The 23,383-nt window shown below is 71.7% G+C and carries 22 protein-coding genes; 11 read left to right on the top strand and 11 right to left on the bottom strand.

The window, feature by feature from the left end:
* Positions 1 to 54 precede the first annotated feature (54 nt).
* On the top strand, positions 55 to 816 hold the full coding sequence (locus KY5_RS19045) for a TetR/AcrR family transcriptional regulator (protein ID WP_098243394.1): 762 nt from the start codon (positions 55 to 57) through the stop codon (positions 814 to 816).
* Here the strand turns inward: KY5_RS19045 and KY5_RS19040 are convergent.
* Positions 807 to 1,439, bottom strand: coding sequence for a TetR/AcrR family transcriptional regulator (locus KY5_RS19040; protein WP_098243393.1), 633 nt, complete (start codon positions 1,437 to 1,439; stop codon positions 807 to 809). The two genes, KY5_RS19045 and KY5_RS19040, sit on opposite strands and share 10 nt — an antisense overlap.
* 68 nt (positions 1,440 to 1,507) lie before the next feature.
* On the opposite strand from KY5_RS19040, the gene KY5_RS19035 reads away from it, so the two are divergent.
* The gene (locus KY5_RS19035) at positions 1,508 to 3,556 is read left to right on the top strand and encodes a HelD family protein (protein WP_098243392.1); all 2,049 of its coding nucleotides are present in this window, start codon (positions 1,508 to 1,510) and stop codon (positions 3,554 to 3,556) included.
* A gap of 157 nt (positions 3,557 to 3,713) precedes the next feature.
* Here KY5_RS19035 and KY5_RS19030 read toward each other — a convergent pair whose 3' ends face one another.
* Together KY5_RS19030 and KY5_RS19025 are read right to left on the bottom strand one after the other, a co-directional pair.
* On the bottom strand, positions 3,714 to 5,189 hold the full coding sequence (locus KY5_RS19030; RefSeq protein ID WP_098243391.1) for a peptidoglycan D,D-transpeptidase FtsI family protein: 1,476 nt from the start codon (positions 5,187 to 5,189) through the stop codon (positions 3,714 to 3,716).
* Between the two features lie 147 nt (positions 5,190 to 5,336).
* Complete coding sequence (locus KY5_RS19025; RefSeq protein WP_098243390.1) at positions 5,337 to 6,239, bottom strand: NAD(P)-dependent oxidoreductase; 903 nt, start codon at positions 6,237 to 6,239, stop codon at positions 5,337 to 5,339.
* A 131-nt stretch (positions 6,240 to 6,370) separates the two neighbouring features.
* Between KY5_RS19025 and KY5_RS19020 the strand changes: the two genes are divergently transcribed.
* Together KY5_RS19020 and KY5_RS19015 are read left to right on the top strand one after the other, a co-directional pair.
* Positions 6,371 to 7,393, top strand: coding sequence for a GlxA family transcriptional regulator (locus KY5_RS19020; protein WP_098243389.1), 1,023 nt, complete (start codon positions 6,371 to 6,373; stop codon positions 7,391 to 7,393).
* A gap of 107 nt (positions 7,394 to 7,500) precedes the next feature.
* The gene (locus tag KY5_RS19015) at positions 7,501 to 8,646 is read left to right on the top strand and encodes an alkene reductase (RefSeq protein WP_098243388.1); all 1,146 of its coding nucleotides are present in this window, start codon (positions 7,501 to 7,503) and stop codon (positions 8,644 to 8,646) included.
* A 14-nt stretch (positions 8,647 to 8,660) separates the two neighbouring features.
* On the opposite strand, the gene KY5_RS19010 is transcribed toward KY5_RS19015, so the two are convergent.
* On the bottom strand, positions 8,661 to 9,548 hold the full coding sequence (locus KY5_RS19010; protein ID WP_098243387.1) for an alpha/beta fold hydrolase: 888 nt from the start codon (positions 9,546 to 9,548) through the stop codon (positions 8,661 to 8,663).
* Between the two features lie 155 nt (positions 9,549 to 9,703).
* Positions 9,704 to 10,135, bottom strand: coding sequence for a helix-turn-helix transcriptional regulator (locus KY5_RS19005; protein ID WP_234362782.1), 432 nt, complete (start codon positions 10,133 to 10,135; stop codon positions 9,704 to 9,706).
* Positions 10,136 to 10,316: 181 nt separating this feature from the next.
* On the opposite strand from KY5_RS19005, the gene KY5_RS19000 reads away from it, so the two are divergent.
* The 3 genes from KY5_RS19000 (at position 10,317) to KY5_RS18990 (ending at position 12,593) form a co-directional block, all read left to right on the top strand.
* The gene (locus KY5_RS19000) at positions 10,317 to 10,700 is read left to right on the top strand and encodes a winged helix-turn-helix transcriptional regulator (RefSeq protein WP_098243386.1); all 384 of its coding nucleotides are present in this window, start codon (positions 10,317 to 10,319) and stop codon (positions 10,698 to 10,700) included.
* 127 nt (positions 10,701 to 10,827) lie between these two features.
* Positions 10,828 to 11,832 carry an ATP-binding cassette domain-containing protein gene (locus KY5_RS18995; protein WP_098243385.1) on the top strand — a complete coding sequence of 335 codons (1,005 nt, stop codon included), beginning with the start codon at positions 10,828 to 10,830 and terminating at the stop codon, positions 11,830 to 11,832.
* Complete coding sequence (locus KY5_RS18990) at positions 11,829 to 12,593, top strand: ABC transporter permease (RefSeq protein ID WP_098243384.1); 765 nt, start codon at positions 11,829 to 11,831, stop codon at positions 12,591 to 12,593. Before KY5_RS18995 ends, KY5_RS18990 begins: the two co-directional genes overlap by 4 nt.
* Before the next feature lie 6 nt (positions 12,594 to 12,599).
* Here KY5_RS18990 and KY5_RS18985 read toward each other — a convergent pair whose 3' ends face one another.
* The gene (locus KY5_RS18985; RefSeq protein WP_098243383.1) at positions 12,600 to 15,761 is read right to left on the bottom strand and encodes a BTAD domain-containing putative transcriptional regulator; all 3,162 of its coding nucleotides are present in this window, start codon (positions 15,759 to 15,761) and stop codon (positions 12,600 to 12,602) included.
* A 65-nt stretch (positions 15,762 to 15,826) separates the two neighbouring features.
* Positions 15,827 to 16,240 carry a hypothetical protein gene (locus KY5_RS18980; RefSeq protein ID WP_098243382.1) on the bottom strand — a complete coding sequence of 138 codons (414 nt, stop codon included), beginning with the start codon at positions 16,238 to 16,240 and terminating at the stop codon, positions 15,827 to 15,829.
* A 180-nt stretch (positions 16,241 to 16,420) separates the two neighbouring features.
* On the opposite strand from KY5_RS18980, the gene KY5_RS18975 reads away from it, so the two are divergent.
* Positions 16,421 to 16,792: a VOC family protein gene (locus KY5_RS18975; protein WP_098243381.1), complete on the top strand. Its 372-nt coding sequence runs from the start codon at positions 16,421 to 16,423 to the stop codon at positions 16,790 to 16,792.
* Positions 16,793 to 16,846: 54 nt separating this feature from the next.
* Here KY5_RS18975 and KY5_RS18970 read toward each other — a convergent pair whose 3' ends face one another.
* The gene (locus KY5_RS18970) at positions 16,847 to 17,593 is read right to left on the bottom strand and encodes an SDR family oxidoreductase (RefSeq protein WP_098243380.1); all 747 of its coding nucleotides are present in this window, start codon (positions 17,591 to 17,593) and stop codon (positions 16,847 to 16,849) included.
* A gap of 211 nt (positions 17,594 to 17,804) precedes the next feature.
* Here KY5_RS18970 and KY5_RS18965 point away from each other — a divergent pair, with 211 nt between their 5' ends.
* From KY5_RS18965 to KY5_RS18955, 3 genes are all read left to right on the top strand, one after another.
* The gene (locus KY5_RS18965; protein ID WP_098243379.1) at positions 17,805 to 18,272 is read left to right on the top strand and encodes a helix-turn-helix domain-containing protein; all 468 of its coding nucleotides are present in this window, start codon (positions 17,805 to 17,807) and stop codon (positions 18,270 to 18,272) included.
* 51 nt (positions 18,273 to 18,323) lie between these two features.
* Positions 18,324 to 18,947 (top strand): hypothetical protein, encoded by a 624-nt coding sequence (locus KY5_RS18960; protein WP_098243378.1) that lies wholly within the window; start codon positions 18,324 to 18,326, stop codon positions 18,945 to 18,947.
* A 110-nt stretch (positions 18,948 to 19,057) separates the two neighbouring features.
* Positions 19,058 to 19,390 (top strand): DUF2516 family protein, encoded by a 333-nt coding sequence (locus KY5_RS18955; RefSeq protein WP_199843143.1) that lies wholly within the window; start codon positions 19,058 to 19,060, stop codon positions 19,388 to 19,390.
* Between the two features lie 43 nt (positions 19,391 to 19,433).
* On the opposite strand, the gene KY5_RS18950 is transcribed toward KY5_RS18955, so the two are convergent.
* The 3 genes from KY5_RS18950 to KY5_RS18940 form a co-directional block, all read right to left on the bottom strand.
* The gene (locus tag KY5_RS18950) at positions 19,434 to 20,804 is read right to left on the bottom strand and encodes a PP2C family protein-serine/threonine phosphatase (protein WP_098243377.1); all 1,371 of its coding nucleotides are present in this window, start codon (positions 20,802 to 20,804) and stop codon (positions 19,434 to 19,436) included.
* Positions 20,805 to 21,083: 279 nt separating this feature from the next.
* Complete coding sequence (locus KY5_RS18945) at positions 21,084 to 22,169, bottom strand: C40 family peptidase (protein WP_418952796.1); 1,086 nt, start codon at positions 22,167 to 22,169, stop codon at positions 21,084 to 21,086.
* Between the two features lie 301 nt (positions 22,170 to 22,470).
* Positions 22,471 to 23,271: a class I SAM-dependent methyltransferase gene (locus tag KY5_RS18940; RefSeq protein ID WP_098243375.1), complete on the bottom strand. Its 801-nt coding sequence runs from the start codon at positions 23,269 to 23,271 to the stop codon at positions 22,471 to 22,473.
* Positions 23,272 to 23,383: the final 112 nt, after the last annotated feature.

Genomic DNA, 23,383 nt, shown 5'->3' with positions numbered 1-23,383 from the left:
GGTTACGCAGAACTACGATGTGCGTCAAGCGTGGGCGAGGAAGGGAGCTCTTCGATGGCGGCGGACGGCGGCGCGGGCACGGGGCTGCCCGCCAGCCTCGAAATGGCCTGGGGGCTGCGGGAGCGGCCCGCGAAGGGGCCGCGCCCGGGGCTCACCCTCGATCGCATCGTCGCCACGGGAGTCGCTGTCGCGGCGGCCGAGGGGATCGGCGCGGTCTCCATGGGGCGGGTCGCCAAGGAGCTCGGCGTCTCCACCATGTCGCTCTACCGGTACGTCTCGGCCAAGGACGAGTTGTACGTCCTGATGCAGGACGCCGCGACGGGGGAGCCGCCGCGGCGGCCCGACGGCGTGGTGGGGTGGCGGGCCGGGCTCGAGTGGTGGGCCAGGGAGCAGCGGCGGGTCTTCCAGCGGAACCTGTGGCTGGTGCGGATGCCCGTCAGTTCACCGCCTGCCGCTCCGCACGGGCTGGAGTGGATGGAGCGGGGGCTCGCCGCGATGGCGGGCACCGAACTCGACGGCGGGCAGCGGATCTCGGTGCTGATGCTGGTCGGGGGGTACGTGCGCAGCGAGGTCTCGCTGATGGCGGATCTCGATGCCGCGATGCGGGCGGAGGGGCTGTCGCCGCAGGAGGTCATGCGGCGCTATGCGCGGACCGTGGACGCGTTGACCTCGGCCGCCCCGGAGCGTTTTCCCGCGCTGCGGGGCGTGCTGGAGGAAGGGGTGCTCGAGGGGGCCGACGCCGAGGACGCGGAGTTCGAGTTCGGGCTCGCTCGGGTGCTTGACGGGGTGGCCGTGCTGGTAGGGGCCTACGCGTAGCGGCTGAGGCCCGCGCGGAGCTGGGCGAATGCCGCGACGGCCTCCGTCGTGGCCAGGGGTGCCACCTCCTCGGCTGACGCGCCCGCCGCGACGCGGTGCCAGTTCTCCAGGGCCAGGGTCCGTTGGACGGCGATGATCTGCGCCGCGGCGATGCGGGATTCCAGGGGGGTGCCGCCGTGGGCTTCCGTCAGGGCTCCGGCGAGGGACTGCTCGGAGCGGGTCTGGTAGCCGTACAGGCGGGCCACCAAGGACGGGGTGCCGTAGAGGAGTCGGTGGAAGGCCAGGACCGGCTCCGCGTCGTTGAGGCCGGTCACCGGGTCGTGGCGGGCGAGGCCGTCCAGGAAGTGGTGCTCCAGGGCCGTGAGGGCGGTGGCGGGGGGCTTCGTGGTGGAGACGACGCGGGCCGGTTCGTCCTCGTGGTCGGCGAAGCGGTGGAGGACCAGGTCCTCCTTGGTCGGGAAGTAGCGGAACAGGGTCGGCTTGGAGATCCGCGCCGCGGCCGCCACCTCTGCCACCGAGACCTTCTCGAAGCCCCTCTCCAGGAAGAGGGCGATGGCGGTCTCGGAGACCGTCGCGTACGTCTGCTGCTTCTTGAGCTCTCGGAGGCTCGCTTCGGGTGCCATGGGGAGAGTCTAGCGCGAGCTTTGATATTCGGTTACAAATTTAACTCGGTTACATTATTCTGGGGTGCATGACGGAAGCCCTTGTCGAGGAACGCAGCTATCACGATGCCTGTCGCGCCGCCCTTGTCGGCATGGTCGAAGGCGCTCAGGAGCAGGTCGTCGTCGGTGCGGACGTCTCGGCGTCCGGCGCCGACGCGGAGGTGCTCGGCTACCAGTTCCGCAGCCGGGCCAAGGCCCTGCGGGAGCTGCCCGAGGCGCCGTTGTTCTTCGGGCGGCTCGACTTCGCCGCGCAAGGGGCCGGTGAGCACAGCGGGCAGCGGTATTACGTGGGGCGGCTGCGCATCACCGAGCACCCCTCGGCCCCGCCGCTCGTGGTCGACTGGCGTGCCCCCGTGTCCCGCGCCTTCTACCAGGCGGGTGCCCGTGATCCGCAGGGCGTCGCGGTGCGGCGGCGGTTCGGCTGGGCGCCCGGGAGCAAGGGGGACTCCGGCGATCTCACGGGCCTTGAGGACGAGCACCTGGGATCGGGTGTGGAGAGCGCCGGGAGCCGCATCGTCGCCGGGGAGATCGAGCGGCCGAGGGTCGGGCCCATGCGGGACATCGCCGCGACCATCCAGCCCGAGCAGGACCAGCTCGTGCGCGAGGAGCTCGGCCTCTCCGTGTGTGTGCAGGGGGCGCCGGGGACCGGGAAGACCGCGGTGGGGCTGCACCGGGCCGCGTATCTGCTCTATACGCATCAGCAGCGCGTGCAGCGTTCCGGGCTGCTCGTGCTCGGGCCCAACCGCACCTTCCTGCGCTACATCGCCGAGGTGCTGCCCTCGCTCGGTGAGACCGGGGTGCGGCAGTCCACCGTGCGGGACGAGATCGGGCGGCATCCGGTGCGGGCGCGGGACGAGGAGGCCGCGGCGGTCGTCAAGCACGACGCGCGGATGGCCGGGGTGCTGCGCCGGGCGCTCTACTCACGCATCGCGGCGCCGGTCGAGCCGGTGGCCGTGCCGGAGGGGGCCTACCGCTGGCGGCTGCCCGTGGAGGTGCTCGAGGAGATCGTCGAGGGCGTGCGGAGCGAGGAGCCGCCGTACGCCATCGGGCGCGAGCGCGTGCGGACCCGGGCCGTGCGGGCCATCCAGGAGCAGGCCGAGCGGCGGTCGGGGGTCAGGAACAACACCTGGGTGCAGAAGGTCTCCCGGGCCCGTCCGGTGAGCGCCTTCGTGGACGGCAGCTGGCCCAAGGTCCGCGCCGACGAGCTGCTCGCCGGACTCCTCTCGGACGGCGCCGCGCTCGCCGCCGCGGCCGATGGGGTGCTCAGCGCCGATGAGCAGCGGGCGATCCTGTGGCAGCGGGCCCCGCGGTCGTACAAGTCGGCGAAGTGGACGGCCGCCGACCTCGTGCTGATGGACGAGATCGAGGGCCTGCTCGAACGGCCCGCCGGTTACGGGCACATCGTCGTCGACGAGGCGCAGGACCTCTCGCCGATGGAGTGCCGGGTCATCGCGCGGCGCGTCGACTTCGGGTCGGTGACCGTCCTCGGGGACCTCGCGCAGGGCACCACCCCGTGGGCCGCCCGCAGTTGGCCCGAGCTCCTGGCGCAGCTGGGCAAGCCGGATGCCGTCGTGACGTCGTTGACGACGGGATTCCGGGTGCCCCGGGCCATCGTCGGGCTCGCCAACCGGCTCCTCGGGCTGCTCGACGTGGACGTGCCGCCCGCCCGGTCCCTGCGCGCGGACGGGGAGTTGGCGATCCGCGAGGTCGAGGACATGGCGGGCGCCGTGGTGGACGCGGTGCGCGGGGCGCTCGGGCGGGAGGGCTCGGTCGGGGTCATCGCCGCCGACGGGGACGCCGAGGAGCTGCGGTCGGTCCTCGCCGGGGCGGGCATCGAGGCCGCGGGGCCCGACGAGCTCGGCGCGCGCGTGACGGTGCTGCCCGCCTCCGTCGCCAAGGGCCTGGAGTACGACCACGTGGTCGCGGTCGAACCCGCGGCGATCGCCGAGGCGGAACGACGCGGGCTCAACCGGTTGTACGTGGTCCTCACCCGCGCGGTCTCCCGCCTCGACGTCCTGCACACCCGGCCACTGCCGTGGGAGGCGGACCGTGCGAAGGGCTCTAGGGCCTGTCGTTAAACTCCCGTCTGCCCCGCGACGTCTGGCACGCACGCTCGCGGCGTTGCCGGAATGCCCGAGTAGGCCCACTACGAGGACATCCCGGCGCCTTGCGATCGCACGCACCAGACACCGCGGGGCCGCCCTTCGGGCGACGACGGGAGTGTGACGACAGGCCCTAGCGCTCCATGACCGCTTCCATGACCGCCTTGGCGATCGGCGCGCCCAGCTTGCCGCCCGCGATCTCCTCGCGCGCGATGTTCATGTCGGAGGGGTCGACGAAGACGGCCACCGCGACGGGCGACGAGCCGTCCTCCTTCTTGGCGTAGGAGACGAACCAGGCGTAGGGGCGCTCGTCGTTGACGTCCGCGCCGTGCTGCGCGGTGCCGGTCTTGCCGCCGACGGTGATGCCGTCGATCTTCGCCTTGCTCGCGGTGCCGTTCTCGACGGTGTTCTCCATCATGTCCTGCACCGTCTGCGCGGTCTTCCCCGAGACCGCCTGGCTGAGGGTGTCGGGCGACGCCTTCTCGATCGTCGAGAGGTCGGGGCCGCGCAGCTCCTCGACCATGTACGGCTTCATGACCTTGCCGTCGTTGGCGATGCCCGCGGTGACCATGGCCATCTGCAGCGGCGTGCTCGTCAGGCTGCCCTGGCCCATGCCGGTCAGCGCGGTCTGCGGCTTGTCGAGGTCCTTCGGGTAGCTGCTGGCCACCGCGCGCACGGGGACGAACTGCTCCTCGTTGAAGCCGAACTTCTCGGCCGTCTCGCGCATCTTGTCCTTGCCGACCTTGAGCGCCACGTCGAGGAAGACGTTGTTGCAGGACCACTGCATGGCGGTCTTCACCGAGACCTTGTCGCACATCGAGTTGGGCACGTCGTTGCCGATCGTGGTCGAGCTGAGCGGCAGCTTGTACGGGGCCTTGGCGTCGGTCTTCTCGTTCACGTCGGTCACCACGCCGTGTTCGAGCCCGGCGGCCGCGGTGAGGATCTTGAAGGTGGATCCCGGCGGGTAGATCTCGCGCAGCGCGCGGTTGTTCAGCGGCTTGTCCTTGCGCTTGCCGAGCTCCTGGAACTTCTTGCCCTCGGACTCCGAGATGCCCGCGAAGACCGAGGGGTCGTACGAAGGAGTGCTCGCCAGGGCGAGGATCTTGCCGGTGCGGGGGTCGAGCGCGACCACGGCCCCCTTGGCGTCGAGGTCCACCAGGCCCTGGTAGGCGGCCTTCTGCGCCTTCGCGTCGATGGTCGTGACGACGTCGCCGCCCTGCTGCTTCTCGCCGGTCAGCATGTCGAGGGTGCGCTTGATGAAGAGCCGGTCGTCGTTGCCGCTGAGGATGCCGCTGTGGACGCCCTCCAGGAAGGTGGCCCCCTGGGCCTGCGAGAAGTAGCCCGTCACCGGCGCGTACATGGGGCCTTCCTTGAAGACCCGCTTGTACTTGAAGTCGGAGCCGGGAGTCTCCTTCGAGCCGGTGATGGACTTGCCGCCGACGATGATGTCGCCGCGAGGGTGGGAGAAGGCCTCGATCTGCACACGGCGGTTGTGCTCGTGGTTGGCCAGCTCGTCGTTCTCGGCGAACTGGACCCAGGTCGCACGCAGCAGCAGCGCGAGGCTGAGGATCCCGCAGAAGACGGCTATGTGGCGCAGTGGCCGGTTCATCTGGTTTCTCCCGGACGGCGAAGTGCTGACGGCCCATCCTGTCCCGGAAATCGGTCTCTACGGGGCGGCTGTTGCAGAACGGTCACACGAAACTGGCGTAAATCGTCCGAAATTGCCTCTTCCCTGTCGTTCGGTGACCGCGCCCCGCTACCGTTTGTCGGCCGCGCCACCGCGCAGGACCTCGATGACGCTCGCGTAGCTGTCACCGCCGTGCCCCGCCGCCGCGGCCCGCTCCATGGTGGCCTTCAGGAGTTCGGGCAGCGCGTTGTCCACGCCCCGGTCCGCCGCCGCGTGGATGAGGTGCCCGATCGTCGCGATCTGTACGTCCACGGTGGCGTCGTCACCCGGGTAGTGACCGGCGTCCACCTGGCCCGCGTACCGGGTGAGGAAACCGGCGACGGCGCCGTTCAGCCAGCGCAGCGCGACGGCCGTGAAGTCCTCGGCGCGCGTCCCGTCGGCGCCGGTCATGGCCGCCCCGTGCAGCCAGCCGGTGAACGTCGCCCACATCAGGCCGAGCAGGGCGGTGTCGTAGAGCGAGGCGAGGCCCGGCTCGGTGCCCAGGTGGATGGGGCCGCCGAGGGCCGCGAGCACCGGCCGGTACGTCGCGAAGACCTCGGCCGAACCGCTGTAGAGGAACATCAGCTCGGGGTTGCCGACCCCCTCGGGCGTCGTCATGATCCCGCCGTCGAGATGCCCGATGCCGTGCGCGCCGGCCCACGCGGACATCTCGTCGGCCCCCTCCGGAGAGGTGGAGGTCAGGTTCACCAGGGACTTCCCCGTCAGGGCGCCGGACTCCGCGAGCGGGTCGAGGATCTCGCGCAGGGCCGCGTCGTCCAGGACGCAGGCCAGGACGACCGGGCTCGCGGCGACCGCGTCGGCGGGGGTGGCGGCGAGCCGTGCGCCCCGCTCGACCAGAGCCTCGGCCTTCTGCGGAGTGCGGTTCCAGACGGTGGTGGGGTGACCGCGGTCCAGAAGGGCGGAAGCGAGGGCGGCACCCATGTTGCCGAGGCCGATGACCGTGACGGGGACGGGGTTGGTGTGTGCGTTCATGAGGGACACGCTCGCAGCGGGCAATGGCACGCAACAGTGACAGCGGTGACGGTGATCACCAAAATCCCGCCAGGCGCTGCGGTGGGCCCACCTCCTCGTACGCTCGGCGCATGAGCGCTGGATCCGTCGCGGTGGTCGTGACCGAGGAGATCGGGCTCCCGTCCTGGGAGCTGTACGAACTGAGCATTCCGCTCACGGTGTTCGGCAAGCCGCAGCCGGATCTGGCGGAGCACTGGTACGACTTGCGGCTGTGCTCGACGCGCGAGTCGGGAGCCGGGGAGAGCGCGGGAGCGGGGGAGAAGGAGAGGCCGGGGGAAGGGCCGCGCGGTGGCGGTGACTTCGGGCTCTCCTTGCGTACGCCCTACGGCCTGGACGGGCTCGTCGGGGCGGACACCGTCATCGTGACCTCGGTGCCCGACCCCTGCGTGGAAGAGGGCGCGCCGCTGCCGCCCGGTCTCGCCGACGCCCTGCGCCGCGCCCACGCCGCGGGCGCCCGGATGGTCTCGCTGTGCACCGGCGCCTTCGCGCTCGCCGAGGCCGGACTCCTCGACGGCCGCAGGGCCACCGCGCACTGGATGCACACCGCCCAACTCGCCGCCCGCTACCCGCGGGTGACCGTCGACGACTCCGTGCTCTACGTCGACGACGGCGACGTCCTCACCAGCGCGGGCCTCACCGCGGGGCTCGACCTCTGTCTGCACCTCGTCCGCCGCGACCTCGGCGCGCACGTCGCGAACCAGCTGGCCCGGCGCATGGTGGTGCCCGCCCATCGGCCGGGCGGGCAGGCGCAGTTCATCGACCTGTCCGTGCCCGCGACGGACGACGAGGGACTGGGGACCGTACTGGAATGGGCCCGCACGCACCTGGACAGGCCGCTCACCGTCGACGACCTGGCCCGTCGCGCGGCGATGAGCCCGCGCACGCTCTACCGGCGCGTCCAGGCGGCCACCGGCACGACACCGCTCCAGTGGCTCCTCAACCAGCGCCTCGCGCGGGCCCAGGGGCTGCTCGAATCGACGGACCTGCCGGTGGAGAGGATCGGCGAACTCAGCGGTCTCGGCACGGCGAACAACCTCCGCCACCACTTCCTCAAGCAGGTCGGGGTGTCGCCGGGGGACTACCGGCGGGCGTTCTTCACCCGGCAGGACGCCTGATCCGCCTCCTCGGCCGTCGGCCGTCAGCCGACCGTCAGCGTCCCCGAAGTGCCCGGGAGCACAGTCGTCCCTGTCAGCAAGAGCCACGACAGGGGAGCACAGCCGCCATGACCACCACCGTCACTGCCACCGCCGCCTCCACAGAAGTCGCCTCCACCACTCCTGCGGAATCCCCCCTCCTGAGCCCCGCCCGTCTCGGCGCACTGCGGCTCCCCAACCGGCTCGTCATGGCGCCCATGACCCGTAACCGCGCCTCCGCCGATGGTGTCCCGCTGCCGGTCATGGCCACGTACTACGCCCAGCGCGCCACCGCCGGTCTCATCGTCGCCGAGGCCGCGACGCCGAACGCCGTCGGACAGACGTACGCCAACATCACCGCCATCCACACCGACGCGCACGTGGCGGGCTGGCGGCGGGTCACCGATGCCGTGCGGGACGCGGGCGGGCGGATGTTCCTCCAGCTCCAGCACGGTGGGCGGGTCGGGCACCCGGACAACAGCGGTCTTACGCCGGTCGCGCCGTCGCCGGTGCCGCTGCCGGACACCGTGCACACGCCGAGCGGGCACCAACCGGCCGTCGTTCCCCGGGAGATGACGCTCGACGAGATCCGCTCGACCGTCGCGGACTTCGCGGCCGCCGCCCGTCGCGCGATCGACGCGGGGTTCGAGGGCGTGGAGGTGCACGCCGCCAACGGCTACCTCCTCCAGCAGTTCCTCGCGAAGAACACCAACCACCGCACCGACGCGTACGGAGGTCCGGTCGCGCACCGCATCCGGTACGTCGTGGAGGTGGTCCGTGCCGTCGCCGAGGAGATCGGCGCGGAACGGGTCGGCGTGCGGATCGCGCCCGGCATCACGGTCAACGGCATCGAGGAGGGGGACACCGAGGACATCTATCCGGCGCTCGTCGACGCGCTCGCGGGGATCGGTCAACTCGCCTACCTGCACGTCGTCTTCGCCGACCCGGACACGGTCCTCTTCAAGGAGATCCGCGCGAACTGGCCCGGCACGCTGATCGCCAACCCGGTGCTCGGCTGGGGCGGCCCGCTGCCCGCCGACGGCGGCCGGGGCGCCGGCGAGCGGCTGCTCGCCGCGGGAGCGGACCTGATCTCGCTGGGCCGCTCCTTCCTCGCCAACCCCGACCTGGTCGAACGGATGCGGGTCGGCGCCCCGCTCAACCCGCTCAACGACAAGGGCCTGATGTACGTGGGCGGGGCCGAGGGCTACACGGACTATCCGACGCTGGCCGGGTGACCTGTCCGCTCGGCCTACCCCAGGAACTCCGCCACGACCGCCACGAACCGCTCGGGATCGTCGAGCCAAGGGAAGTGCCCCGCACCGGGCTGTGCGGTCAACTCACCGTGCGGGAAGAGGGAGTTGAGCTCCTTCATCGGGCGCGGCGGAGCGCCCAGGTCCACCTCCCCGGTGAGCAGCAGCACCGGACGTACGAAACGGGCGAGCGCGGCGCGCGTCGCGGCGGCGTCGAACGCCCCCTCGGCGCCGAACGCCGCCACCACGTCCTGGTCCATCTGCGCCGCCTCGGCCGCCTGGTGGCGCCGGGCCGCATCGTCCCAACGGCCGTACGAGAAAGGGGCGATGGCCGCCCAGCTGTCACCGGTGGCCCGGCCCTCGGTGATCTCGCGCAGCGCCGCGTACGCCGCCGGGAACCACGGCTCGGCCGCGCGCAGCCGTGCCGTCTCCAGACGGTCCTCCGCCGTGATCGCGATGTCGACGGCCCGGACGCTCGGCGTGATCAGCGCGAGCCTGTCGAGGTGTTCGGGGTGGCGTGCCGCGTACTGGAGCGCCAGGTTCGCGCCGCCGCTGTGCGCGAGCACGTCCGTGCGGTCGGCGCCGAGGCCGAGGTGCTCGCGCAGCGCCGCCACGTCGTCGACGAGCCGGTCGCAGCGGCAGGACGCGAGGTCGGCGGGGAGCTCGGAGCGGCCGGTGCCCCGCAGGTCGAGGCGGATCAGCCGCCGGTGCGCGGAGAGCCCGCCGAGGTCACCGAGGTACACGGAGTCCTGCGGTCCGCCGGGCAGGCAGATCAGGGGGCGGCCTTCGCCGATGACCTCGTACGAGAGACGGGTCCCGTCGGGCGCGGAGAAGGAGGCGGAGAAGGAGGCGGAGAAGGAACGGCCAGAAGAGGGGGACGCGGGCATGGTGGGGTCCTTTCAGTGGGGTGCCTGTGGGCACTCCCAGGGCCACCCCGCGTCAGAACAACCGCGCCGCCGCGAAGGGGGAGAGCACCCAACCTGGTACTGCGTTGATGGGACTCACCTCCTCGATCCTGCTGGTCATGTGCAGGGCGACGTTATCAGGACTGGTCGCCGCGTCCAGGGGCCGAACGCGAATTCCCGTTCTTGACCGGCCGCGTATGGACCTTGGCGACGCACGCCGGAACGGCCGCCCCCTCCCCGTGCTCGCGCGCCCGGTACGCGCTGGGGCTCTCGCCGACCAGCTCGGTGAAGCGCGAGCTGAACGAGCCGAGCGACGTACAGCCCACCTCCATGCAGACGTCCGTCACCGACAGGTCCCCGCGCCGCAGCAGCGCCTTGGCCCGCTCGATCCTGCGGGTCATGAGATAGCTGTACGGCGTCTCGCCGTACGCGGCGCGGAAGCTGCGCGAGAAGTGCCCGGGGGACATGAGGGCGTCGGCGGCCAGCGCGGGGACGTCCAGCGGCTGCGCGTATTCGCGGTCCATCCGGTCACGGGCCCGCCGCAGCCGGACGAGGTCGGAGAGAGACACAGGAACACGGTACCGACCCGACCGCTCAGGCGGGCGGCCTCCGAGTGACGGAACGCGCCCGCCTCGTCGAACGGCATGTGCCCTTCCGCCGTACCGATCGTGCTCTCTTGTGGATACTCAGGAACTGTAGGAGAGTCAGTGCTCACCTGGAAGAACGCGCTTTTCAGTGACGGGGAACCCGATGGTTGCCAAGCATGAGCTCAACGGCCTGCCCGAGGACGCGGACCTCAGGCGCGCCGACTCACTGGCGCGGGAGATCTTCTCCGACGTCGCCAACAAGTGGGCGTTCCTGATCGTCGAGGCGCTCGGCGAGCGCACCCTGCGCTTCAGCGAGCTGCGCGACGAGGTCGAGGGCATCAGCCACAAGATGCTCACCCAGAACCTGCGGATGCTGGAGCGCAACGGCCTGGTCGACAGGAAGGTGCACCCCACCGTGCCGCCGCGCGTCGAGTACACCCTCACCGCGCCGGGCCGTGGCCTGCGCGCCACGGTCGACGCCATGTGCGGCTGGACGCACGAGCACCTCGGGCACATCGAGGACGCGCGCCGCCGCTTCGACGTCTGAGTTCCGACGGCTGCGTACGGGGCGCTGTCACACCGACAGCCCCATGTCGGAGCCCATGTCAGACCCCGTGTCAGCCGTGTCAGTGGCGTGACAGCCGGGTGTCAGGGACGGCCGCGATGGTCGGCGCATGAAAACTTCGGCGATCGCGGTTTCCGGACTGCGCAAGGCATACGGCGACAAGAACGTGCTCGACGGCATCGACTTCGACGTCGCCGCGGGCTCGGTCTTCTCCCTGCTCGGCCCCAACGGCGCGGGCAAGACGACGACCGTGAACATCCTGACGACCCTGATGAGCGCCGACGCGGGCACGCTCCGCGTCGCCGGGCACGACGTGGCCACCGGCACCAAGGAGGTGCGCAAGGCCATCGGCGTCACCGGCCAGTTCGCCGCCGTCGACGAACTCCTCACCGGCCGCGAGAACCTGCGGCTCATGGCGGACCTGAAGCGCGTGCGCTCCGCGGGGCAGGTGGTCGCCGGGCTCCTCGAACGGTTCGACCTGACGGAGTCGGCCGACAAGATGGCGGCGACGTACTCCGGCGGCATGCGCCGCAAGCTGGACCTGGCGATGACGCTGGTCGGCAGCCCCCGGATCATCTTCCTCGACGAGCCGACGACCGGCCTCGACCCGCGCAGCAGGCGCACGATGTGGCAGATCGTCCGCGAGCTGGTGAGCGAGGGCACCACCATCTTCCTCACCACCCAGTACCTGGACGAGGCCGATGAACTCGCGGACCGCATCGCGGTGTTGAGCGACGGCAGGATCGCCGCGGAGGGCACCTCCGACGAACTGAAGCGGCTCGTCCCCGGCGGGCACGTGCGCCTGCGGTTCACCGACCAGGCCGCGTACCGCTCCGCGGCGGCGGCGCTGCGCGAGGTCAGCGCGGACGACGAGACGCTCTCGCTGCGGATCGCCAGCGACGGCACCCAGCGCGAGCTGCGCGCCATCCTCGACTGGCTGGACGCCGCGGGCGTCGAGGCGGACGAACTGACCGTGCACACCCCCGACCTCGACGACGTCTTCCTCGCACTGACCGACCGTACGAACACCGGCCCTACGAACGCCGACCGTAAGAACACCGACCGTACGAACACCGACAACAACAGCTCTGCTTCTAAGGAGATCGCGCGATGAGCACCCTCTCGACGCCCCTGGCCGACGCCGGGATCATGCTGCGCCGCAACCTGAAGCACACCCTGCGCAACCCGGTCACGGTGTTCAACGCGATCCTCTTCCCGCTCGTGATGATGCTGATGTTCGTGAAGGTGTTCGGCGGCGCGTTCGACGTCGGTGGCGCCGCCTACATCGACTACGCGACACCGGGCCTCCTGGTGATGGCCGTCAGCTACGGCCTCGGGGCCACCTCGACCTCCGTGAACGACGACATGACCAAGGGCATCATCAACCGCTTCAGGACCATGGACGTCTCCCGGGGCGCCATCCTGACCGGCCACGTCGTCATCACCACGGTGCGCTGCCTGGTGGCCTGCGCCGCGATCGTCGGGATGGCCTTCCTCCTAGGGTTCGACCCGGGCGCCGGCGCCGTCGACTGGCTCGGCGCGCTCGGTGTCGTCCTGCTGCTCAGCTTCGCGGCCGCCTGGCTCACCGTCGCCCTCGGCCTCGCCGCGAAGACTCCGGAGTCGGCGGGCATCGCCACCGTGCCGCTGATCATGCTGCCGTTCCTGAGCAGCGCGTTCGTGCCCGCGGACTCGATGGGGACCGGTGTGCGGCAGTTCGTGGAGTACCAGCCCTTCACCCCGATCATCGAGGCGCTGCGCGGGTTCCTCGTCGGCGACCCGTCGGGCGGCGACGTGCTCGCGACCCTCGCCTGGTGCGTCGGGTTTGCCCTCGTCGGCTACCTGTGGGCGGTCTCCACGTTCAAGAAGCGGGCGTGACGTCGTTCAGGGAGCGAGCGTGACCTCCACCAGAGCGGACCAGCCGGTCCTTGAACCCTCCTCGACCGCCTCGGCGAACTTCGTTTCGCCGAGGCGGTTTCGTGCCGCCCGCTCGATCCGGACCGCGTCCGGGTGGGAGAGGTCCGGCAGTCCGCGTACGTCCGTGCCCGCCGCGAGCAGCCGCGCCGCCTGCGCGTGGTCGTCCTGGCGCAGCGCGAGGTCCGCGACCCCGACGAGGATCTGCGCGATCACCGGCGCGTGGCCCGTCTCGGTCGCCGCCGCGCAGGCCGCCGCGCGGTGCGTCCTGCTCTGCGCCAGGTCGTCGGCGAGATATCCGAGCAGGTCGTGCGTCGTCGCGAGGATGATCGCCTCCTCCGCCTCCTTGCCCAACAGGTCCTTGGCCGCCTCCAGTTGCTCGTACGCCGTCGCGGACTCGCCGTTCCACCGGGCGACTTGCGCCTTGGCGAGGGCGAGCAGGGCCAGCGCGGCGGGCCAGGCGACCCCCTCCGCGTGCCGCTGTGCTTCGGCAAGGGCCGCGGAGGCGGCGTCCGCGTCGCCGGAGAGCCGGTGCAGCAGCGCCTGCCGGGACCGCATGCCGATGACGTCCTCGGTGGTGCCGACCTCGGTGACGATCGCGATCGCCTCCTCGTAGTGCGCGCACGCCCCGGCGAAGTCGCCCCGCACGGCGATCCGGTCCGCCAGCTCGGTCAGCGCGAACGAGGTGCCGAACCGCTCGCCGAGCACCCGGAATTCGGCGAGCGCCGTCTCCAGGTACGCGTCGGCCTCGGGGCCGCCGTGGCCGAGCAGGATCCGCATCTTGCCCAGGTGCAGCCGGGCGAGCGCCCGCGCCCAGGGGTCCTCGTCGTCGAGCAGCTCCTCGAAGGCGGGCAGGAACGCGCCCGGCTCCCGCAGCATGCGCTCCAGCGGGGTGACGAAGCCGATCAACGGGTGGCGCGCAGCGCTGTCCAGGCTGCGCATGCTGAATTCGTACGCCTTGTGGATCCACTCGGCGGCCTGGTGCTCGTCACCGGGGCCCGCGGTCACGAAGTTCACCAGGAGCGCGTACACGGTGGCCCGGATCTCGTCGGGCACGTCGCCCGGCACCTCGGTGGCCGAGGTGAGCTGTTCCATGCCCTCGGTCCTGTGCCCGCTGAGCCACCAGTACCAGCCCGCGGCCGCCGCGAGCCGCATCGCGCCGTGCGCCTCGCCCGCGGCGAGCGCGCCGCGCATCGCGGCGCCGATGTTGTCGTGCTCGGTGTCGAGCGCGGCGAGCCACTCCAACTGCTCGGCGCGGCGCAGGTACGGCTCCGCGGTCTCGGCGAGCTCGGTGAAGTGGACGAGGTGGGCCCGGCGCGCGGACTCCGATTCGCCCGCCTCCGCGAGGCGCCACGCCGCGTACTCCTTGATCGTGCCGATCATGCGGTAGCGCGGGGCGCGCTCGCCCTCGGCCCGGAGCAGCGACTTCTCGGTCAGCGCGGTGAGCAGCTCGGGGACCTCATCGCGGTCCACCCCGTCGCCCGCGCACACCGCTTCGGCGGCCTCCGGGCCCGCCCCGCCGGAGAACACCGAGAGCCTGCGCAGCACCGCGCGTTCGGCGTCGGTGAGCAGCTCCCAGCTCCAGTCGACCACCGCGCGCAGCGTCTTGTGCCGGGGCAGGGCGGTGCGGCTGCCGCTGGTCAGCAGGCGGAAGCGGTCGTCGAGCCGGTGGGCGAGCTGGTCGATGGAGAGCGTGCGCAGGCTGGCCGCGGCCAGTTCGATCGCGAGCGGCATGCCGTCGAGCGCCCGGCACACGCGCACCATGGTCGCCAGGGTGTCCGCGTCGGCCGCGAGGTTCCTGCGCACCGCTCCCGCCCGGTCCCGCAGCAACCGGACGGCGGGGGACGCCTCGATCCCGGCCGGGCCCGCGGCCTCGTCGGGCAGGGCGAGCGGCTCGACGGGCCACAGCGCCTCCCCGGTGATGCCGAGGGGCTCGCGGCTCGTCGCGATGATCCGCAGCCGCCCGCACTCCCCGAGCAGCCGGTGGGCGAAGACGGCCGCGGACTCGATCACGTGCTCGCAGTTGTCGAGGACCAGCAGCGCGTCGCGCTCGCGGATCGCGGTGACGAGCCGGTCGGTCAGCTCCGCGTTCGGGGAGGCGCCGAGCAGCGCGTCCCGCAGGCCGAGAGCGGTGAGCGTCACCTGCGCGACGTCGTTCACGTCGCCGTCCGCGCCGATCGCGGCGAGCTCCACCAGCCAGGCGCCGTCCGGCAGATCGGGCAGGAGCGTGCGGGCCGTCTCCGTGGCGAGCCGGGTCTTGCCCGCGCCGCCGGGGCCGATGACGGTGGTGAGCCGGTGCTCGGCGGTGAGCGCGCGGACGGCGGCGACCTCGGCGTCCTTGCCGATGAAACTGGTCAGCTCCGCGCGGAGGTTGGACTTGCGGGTCTCCTCGCGCCGCGCCAACTCGCCGCGCAGCAGGGAGACGTGGAGTGCGGAGAGCTCCGGCGACGGGTCCGCGCCCAGCTCGTCGGCGAGTGCTTCGCGTACGCGCTCGTAGACCTGAAGGGCCTCGCTGTCGCGTCCGGCGGAGGCCAGGGCGCGTATCAGCGAGGCGACGAGCCGTTCCCGCATCGGGTGCGCGGCCACCAGATCGGTCAGTTCCGTGATCACCTCGGTGCCGTGGCCGAGGGCGACCTCCGCGGCGTACCGCTCCTCGGTGGCGGTGAGCCGCAGCCCTTCGAGGCGGGTGACGGCGGCGTCGAACGCCTCGCTCTCCTGGAGTCCGACGTCCTGGAGGGCCGCGCCGCGCCACAGCCCGAGCGCCTCGCGAAGGAGCGGCGCGCGCCGGGACGCGTCCTCGGCGCGGGACAGGCCCGCGCTGACGAGGCGTTCGAACCGTACGGCGTCGACGGCGTCGGGCCGCACGGTGAGGCGGTAGCCGTCCGGCTGCCCCTCGACCGACCTCTCCGGCAGCACCTTGCGCAGCCGGGAGACCAGGCGCTGCAACGCGTTCGTCGCGTCGGCGGGCGGGTGCTCCCCCCAGATCCAGTCGACGAGCGACGCCTTGGGGACGGCGTGCCCCGGCCGGAGTGCGAGCGCGATGAGCAGCCCGCGCAGCCGCGCGCCCGGCACGTCGGCGAGCTCCCCGTCGCTCGTACGCACCTCGAATGGACCCAGCATCCTGATCTGCACGCGCTGAGTTTGCCATGGGCGTCCGGCAGTTGGGCCTGCCGTACGTCGCGGAACCCACGTCCCCGTCAGGCGGCGTCGAGGGCGTTGTTGATCTTCCGGGCCATCTCGGTCATGACGGGGCTGGGCTCGCCCTTGTACGCACGGGCGGCCGCCTCGATGGCGACGTTGATGGTGGCGCGGAAGTTGTCGGCCTCGGCCGGGTCCCGGTCCTCAAGGAGGTTCATGGTCTCGGTGAGGGCGGGCAGGACCTGGTCGGCGAGTTCGGCGACGGTCTTGCCGTTGAGGCCCTCGACCTTGGACTTCTCGGCGAGGGCGTGGCCGACGGGTCCGGTGGCGGAGGCCAGGGCGAGGGAGCCGCGGGTGGCGACCTTGTGGGGGGATCCGGCGGCGTCGGCGGCGGCGAGCAGCGAGACGGCTCCGTAGGCGGCGGTGCGCAGGGTGAGCTTGTCCTGGGCGGTGAGGGTGAAGGTGAGAGACATGGTGTGCGCTCCTGGGTGTCAGAACTCCGGTCGGCGGGGCGGTCCTTGGCGTCCCGCTCCCTGTTCGATGCCTCTACGATCCCGTCGGCCCCTGTCACCGGCCTGACACACCTCTGACACGCGTCCCCGCACGCCTGACACGCGCGACGCCCCCGCTTCCCGCGCCCCTAGGGTGTCCGCATGTCCCCGCAGATGAAGCTGGCCGCGATAACGCTCGACTGCCCCGACCCGACCGCGCTGGCGGCGTTCTACCAGGAGGCCACCGGCCTCGAACCGCACCCGGCGTCGAACGCCGACTTCGCGGGACTCAACGGTGAGCACGGGCTCTTCATCGGCTTCCAACGGGTCGACGCCTATCGGGCCCCGAGCTGGCCCGACCAGGCCGTCCCTCAGCAACTGCACCTCTGCTTCAGGGTCGAGGAGGATCTGGACGTGGTGGAGGCCCGCCTGCGGAAGCTGGGCGCGGGCCGCCCGGAGCACCAGCCGCACGGTGACCGGGCGCGGGTCCTCACCGACCCGGCCGGGCACCCGTTCTGCCTCACGCTCCGCTGACGGGACAGGACGGAACAGGACGGGACAGGATGGGACAGGACGGGACAGGACGGGTCAGGCGGCGAGCCCCCCGTCGGCGGTGATGCTCTGACCGGTGATCCAGCGCGCGGCGTCGGAGGCCAGGAAGCCCACCACGTCGGCGATGTCCTCGGGGCGGCCGCTCCTGCCGAGGGCGGTGCGCTGGACGATGCCGTCCCGGTGGTCGCCGATGTCCCGGGTCGCGTCCGTGTCGACGAGGCCGGGCAGCACGCTGTTGACGGTCACGCCGCGGTGGCCCACCTCGCGGGCGAAGTTGCGCACCAGCTGCTCGCCCGCGGCCTTGCTCGCCGCGTACAGGCCGAGGCCCGGGGCGCTGCCGCGCGTCGCGACGGACGAGACGTAGACGACCCTGCCGTGGTCGCGCACCCGGGTCGCCGCTTCCCGCAGCGCGACGAACATGGCCTGGGTGTTGGTGCCGAAGGCGTACGAGTACTGCTCGTCGGTGCATTCGCCGAGCAGTCCGGTGGGGCCTCCGAAGGCGTTGTGCACGAAGACGTCGAGCCCGCCGAAGTGCTGTTCCGCGCTGTCGAACAGGCCACGCAGCTGCTCGGGGTCCGCCACGTCGGCCCGCACGACGACGGCCTGCCCTCCGGCCTCGGCGACCTCCTTCGCCACGCTCTTCGCGGCCTGTTCGTCACTGTGGTAGTTGACGACCAGACGGACCCCGTCGGCGGCGAGCCTCAACGCGACGGCCCGCCCGATCCCCCGCGAGCTCCCGGTGACGATGGCGACCCGGGAGTTCTGATCGGGCTCTCCACTCACGTCGGTACCTCCAGTTGCTGTGGACTGGATTTCCTCAACAGCCGCATTCTAGGCGGGAGTTGGGTCGGGCAGTGGAGGGCGTTTCGGCCCCGGTCGCCCATGGCGGGGCCGGGCACGGTCCGAGTCGGAACAGTGAGCCCGTCGAGTGGCATGGCGCACTTTTGCAAGCAGGCGCTTGCAATAGTTAGCAAGAGTGCTGCACCATCGAGACATGGCATCGCTCAACGTCGGCAATCTCGGTGAGTACCTGCGCGAGCAGCGGCGCAGTGCGCAGCTGTCGCTGCGGCAGCTCGCCGATGCCGCCGGGGTGTCCAATCCGTATCTGAGTCAGATCGAGCGCGGCCTGCGCAAGCCGAGTGCCGAGGTGCTCCAGCAGGTTGCCAAGGCCCTGCGGATCTCCGCGGAGACGCTGTACGTGCGGGCCGGGATCCTCGACGAGAAGGAGCGGGACGAGCTGGAGACGCGCGCCGTCATCCTCGCCGATCCCTCCATCAACGAGCGTCAGAAACAAGTGCTGTTGCAGATCTACGAGTCGTTCCGCAAGGAGAACGGCTTCGAGACCTCGACGTACGCGGACGCCGCTTCGTACGCGGATGAGGACACCGACACCGTTGAAGGCCCCCGTACGACCGACGGCGGCGATGCCGGTTCCAAGGAAGAGGGACCACCCTCAAGCTGACCAAGTCGACCAAGCTGACCAAGCCGACGCGAATCCGGGAGGACCATCGTCATGGCCATCACCGATGACCTGCGCAAGACCCTCAGCAACCCCACCCCCGCGTACTTCGTCGCCGGGTCCGCGGACCGCGCCCTCCAGCAGGCGAAGAAGGTGCCCGGCATCGTCGAGCAGCTGATCGCCGAGGCGCCGTCCCGCATCGACGCGGTGCGCAACACCGACCCCAAGGCCGTCCAGGACAAGGCGGGCGCCCGCGCCAGGGAGGCGCAGGAGACCATCCAGGCCAAGGTCACCGAGGTGCTCGGCACGCTCGACACCGACCTGAAGAAGCTCGGCGAGACCGCTCAGGACCTCGCGCTGCGCGGCGTCGGCGTGGCCGCCGAGTTCGCCGTCAAGGCCCGTGAGAAGTACGACGAGGTCGCCGAGCACGGCGAGCAGGTCGTGAAGACCTGGCGCGGCGAGGCCGCCGAGGAGATCTTCGAGATCGCCGAGACGGTCGAGCCCGACGCCGAGCCCGCCGCCGGGGAGACCTCGGACTCCTCGACCCGGACCGAGCCGGCCGGGACCGCCGAGCCGAAGGCCGCGGCCGCGCCCGCCGCCCCGGCGAAGAAGCCCGCCGCGAAGAAGACCACGACCCGCAAGACGACGGCGAAGAAGACCACGCCGCCCGCCAAGTAGGTCACGTGTGCAAGGGGCGGGCACTCACGACGTGCCCGCCCCGTTGACGGGGTAGCGGGTACCGTGACCGCGTAATCGTTGAGCCGAGACTGGTGGTGGACGTTGTGCTGATGCAGGGGTTCGCGAACTTCATGTGGCTGCTGTCGCTGGCCCTGATCTTCTTCAGCGGATTCGCGCTCATCGACGCCGCCGTCCGGCGTGAGGACGCCTACCGGGCCGCGGACAAGAAGACCAAGCCGTTCTGGCTGATCATCCTCGGCATCGCCTTCATCGTGAACCTGCTGTTCCCGGTCATGTCGTTCCTGCCGATCATCGGCCTCGTCGCGACGATCGTGTACATGGTCGACGTGCGGCCCGCGATCCGGCAGATCAGCGGGGGCGGCGGCCGCCGCGGCGGTTCCAGCAGCGACGGCCCTTACGGGCCGTACAACGGCGGCCGGTAGCCACCCGCCACCAGGGCCGCCACCGAGGCCGCGGCCCTGGTGATCACCGCGCCCCCGGCGCCCGGTCGAGCAGCAGCACCGCCACGTCGTCCGTCAGGTCCCCGCCGTTGAGGTCGCGCACCTCGTTGACGGCGGCCTCGAGCAGCTCGTCGCCGCCCAGCCCCTCGGCGATCTGGCGGCGGACCATCTCCACCATGCCCTCCTGGCCCAGGCGCTGGTTGCCCTGGCCGATGCGGCCCTCGATCAGGCCGTCCGTGTAGAGCATCAGGCTCCACTTCCCGCCGAGCTCCACCTGCTTGCGCGGCCAGCGGGCGCGCGGAAGCAGGCCGAGGGCAGGGCCGCTGTCCTCGTACGGCAGGAGTTCCGCGAGCCGCCCCTCGCGCGCGATCAGCGGCGAGGGATGTCCGGCGAGGCACAGTCCCGCCCTGCGGCCGTCCGGCGCGATGTCGACCGTGCAGAGCGTCGCGAAGATCTCCTCGTCCGCGCGCTCGTGCTCCAGGACCTTCTGGAGCGTGGAGAGCAGCTCGTCGCCGCACAGGCCCGCGAAGGTCAGCGCCCGCCAGGCGATCCGCAGCTCCACGCCGAGCGCGGCCTCGTCGGGGCCGTGTCCGCAGACGTCGCCGATCATGACGTGTACGGAGCCGTCGGGCGTGCGCACGGTGTCGTAGAAGTCGCCGCCGAGCAGCGCCCGCGAGCGTCCTGGGCGGTAGCGCGCGGCGAACCGCAGCGGGGAGCCCTCCAGGAGCGGGGTGGGCAGCAGGCCGCGCTCCAGGCGGGCGTTCTCCTGGGCGCGCAGCCGTGACTCGGTCAGCTGGCGCTGGGCGGCGTCCGCGCGCTTGCGCTCCACCGCGTAGCGGATGGCGCGGCTCAGCAGGCGCGTGTCCAGCTCGTCGCGGAAGAGGTAGTCCTGGGCGCCAACCCGCACGGCCTCGGCGCCGCGCTCGGCGTCGCCGTCCCCGGTGAGCGCCAGGACGGCGTGCCGGGGCGCGAGCCGCAGGACGTGCTTGAGGGCGACGAGCTCGTCCTCGTCCGCCTCGGCGGCGCCGGGCGCGGGCAGGGCCAGGTCGAGCAGGATGCAGTGCACGTCGTCGGTGAGCAGCCGCTCGGCCTCGGTGAGGTTGCGGGCGGTGCGGATGCGGATGGGCTTGCCCGCGGAGTCGAGCAGTTCGGGAACGCTCAGCGACCCCGCCGGGTCGTCCTCGATCACGAGGAGGCTGAGTCCGGTGCCGGTGCCGGTGCCGGTGCCGGTGCCGGACCCGGTGCCGGAGCCGTTGCCGTCTCCTGCGCCAGTGCCAGTGCCAGTGCCAGTGCCGGTCGTGTCATGGGCGGGCGCCGCCTGGTCGTGGGGCGCCGCATGAGCCTGACCGCCTTCCGCGGCCGGGACTGCTCTCTGCCGCGGTATGGGTACGGGCATCGCTTGGTTCCTTCCCTCCCCCCGAGGGCGTGGTGCCACGCAGGTCGACGCGGCACCGACGGGGACCTTAGCGGTAGCCGTGCCTCCAGTGGAATGCCGCGCGACGAGCGGCGGGGCAATCGGCCACCGTCATATGCCGCATCCAGGAACGCAATTGGGCACGGCACCGGCCCCGCCCGGAATGACGAACATCACGCCCCGGGGGTTGAGCGGGGGGGCCGGGGCGTGTGCTGGGTCACAGCAGGGCGGGCGCCCCGTCGGCGCGGGGCCCCGCGGCGGCTACTTGTCCGGCCGTACGACCCCGAGGATCTGCATGGACCCGGCGCCCGTGATGGTCACGTCGCGGCCGGGACGGGGCGCGTGCACGATCGCGCCGTCCCCCAGGTACATCCCGACGTGGCTCGCGTCCGAGTGGTAGATGATCAGGTCGCCGGGGCGCATGTTCTTGATGTCGACGCGCGGCAACTGCTTCCACTGCTCCTGCGAGGTGCGCGGAATGCCCTTGCCCGCCGCGGCCCACGCCTTCGAGGTGAGCCCCGAGCAGTCGTAGGAGCCCGGACCCTCGGCGCCCCACACGTACGGCTTGCCGATCTGGGCGGTGGCGAACGCGATGGCCTTCTTGCCCTGCGGGGACGCCTTGCCGTCGATGTCCTTCAGGACGCCCGAACTCACCCAGGCCGACTGCTTCTTGAGGGCGGCCTCCTCCTCCATCTTGCGCAGCCGCTCCCGCTCGTCCTTCTCCAGGCGCGATTCGAGCTTCTCGGCGTCCGCGATCTTCTGCTTGATCTTCTTCTTGGACGCGGCCTTCGACTTGCGGTTGGCTTCCAGCTTCGTCCAGCGCGAGGTGGCGTCCTTGGCGTAGATCCGCAGGTCTTCCTCGGTGCGCTCCAGCTCGGTCAGCATCCCCTTGGTGGCCTTCTGGCCCGCGCGCATGCGCCCCGCGCCGTCCAGGAACTGGCTGGGACTCCCGCTGAGCATCATCTGGGCCTCGGGCGGCATGCCCCCGTTGCGGTACTGGGCGCGGGCCTCGGCGCCCGCGCGGGACTTCAGCTTCCGCAGCTTCTCCTGGGCTTTGGTGATGTCCTTGGCCAGCTTCACGATCTGCTGGGACTGCTTGTCGGCGCTCTCCTCGGCCGCGTTGTACGCGTCGGTGGCCACGCCCGCGTCGTGGTAGAGCTTCTCGATGTCCTTGCGCACCTGCTCGAGGGACTTGCCGGTGCCTGGCGTCGGCTTCTTCGGCAGGCGCTCGGCGGGGCCGCCCGCCGCTTGCGCGAAGGCCGTCCCCGGCGCGGCGAGCACCGCCGCCGCGCAGATCAGCGCCACGGCCGTCGCCGTCGAGTATCGCTTGCCAGTCACGCCCTGCACCCCCAAAGCTGATTTACCGTCAGTAACTTGCGGTCGCCTTCGGGATGGTGCCATGTCCGCGCCCAATACGACAGAGCTCGACAACAACTCCGATCGCCCCACCCGTCTCATGTGACGAGTGGCACGCGGAGATCGTTCCCCGCAGGTCACAGCGATGCGTTCCACGCGGGGCGGGCGGAATCACCGGCTCCGCGCACGCACATGTGTTCAATACCCGGGCGGCGAGGGGGAGTCGGTGACCCGTTCGGCCGGTGTGGTCAGTTCATACGACCGGTACGTTCAGCTCGTACGACCGGTGCGCTCAGCCCACCCGCCGAGGCGCCAACGCCTCCCACCGCACCGTCACTTCCCCCTGCCGCCACCGCGAAGTCCCGTCCAGCACGGGCCAGTCGGCGGTCAGGTCCCGTACGGCCCTGATCCACCGCTGCCGCGCGCCGTACGAGGCGTAGGGCGCGGCGGCCGCCCAGGCCCGGTCGAAGTCGCGCAGGAACGCGTGCACCGGCTCGCCGGGAACGTTCCGGTGGATCAGCGCCTTCGGCAGCCGCTCGGCGAGGTCGGAAGGGCGCTCCAGGGAGCCGAGCCGCGTGGCGAAGGTGACCGTGCGCGGCCCCTCGGGCCCGAGCGCGACCCACACGTGCCGCCGCCCGATCTCGTCGCAGGTGCCCTCGACGAGGAGCCCGCCGGGGGCGAGCCGCGCGCACAGCCGCTGCCAGACGGCGCCGACCTGCTCCTCGTCGTACTGCCTGAGCACGTTCGCGGCCCGGATCAGGACCGGGCTTCCCGGCAGCGGCACCTCGAAGCCGCCGTGCCGGAAGGAGAGCCCTTCGCGCTCGTACGGCTTGGCGGCCGCGACCCGCGCCGGTTCGATCTCGATGCCGACCACGCGCGCGTGGGGCGCGACGGTGCGCAGCCGGAGCAGCAGCTCGACGGCGGTCCAGGGGGAGGCCCCGTAGCCGAGGTCGACGGCGACGGGGTCGGTGTGGCGGCGCAGCTCGGCGCCGTGGACCGCGGCGATCCAGCGGTCCATGCGGCGCAGCCGGTTGGGATTGGTGGTCCCCCGCGTCACCGATCCCACGGGGCGGGAGGGGGTGCGTGGGGCCATGGGGAAAGGGTATGCGCGGCCCCGGCGGGCGGGCGGCTCAGGGGCGACCCGGAGGGCGGCTCAGGGGCGGAGCGGAGGCGGCACAGGGTAACGCTTTGGCAAAAAGGGGCGA

The sequence above is a fragment of the Streptomyces formicae genome (assembly GCF_002556545.1).
GTDB classification, from domain to species: domain Bacteria; phylum Actinomycetota; class Actinomycetes; order Streptomycetales; family Streptomycetaceae; genus Streptomyces; species Streptomyces formicae_A.
The sequence above is the reverse complement of the archived record's forward strand: the minus strand, read 5'-3'. Positions and strand labels throughout refer to the sequence as shown.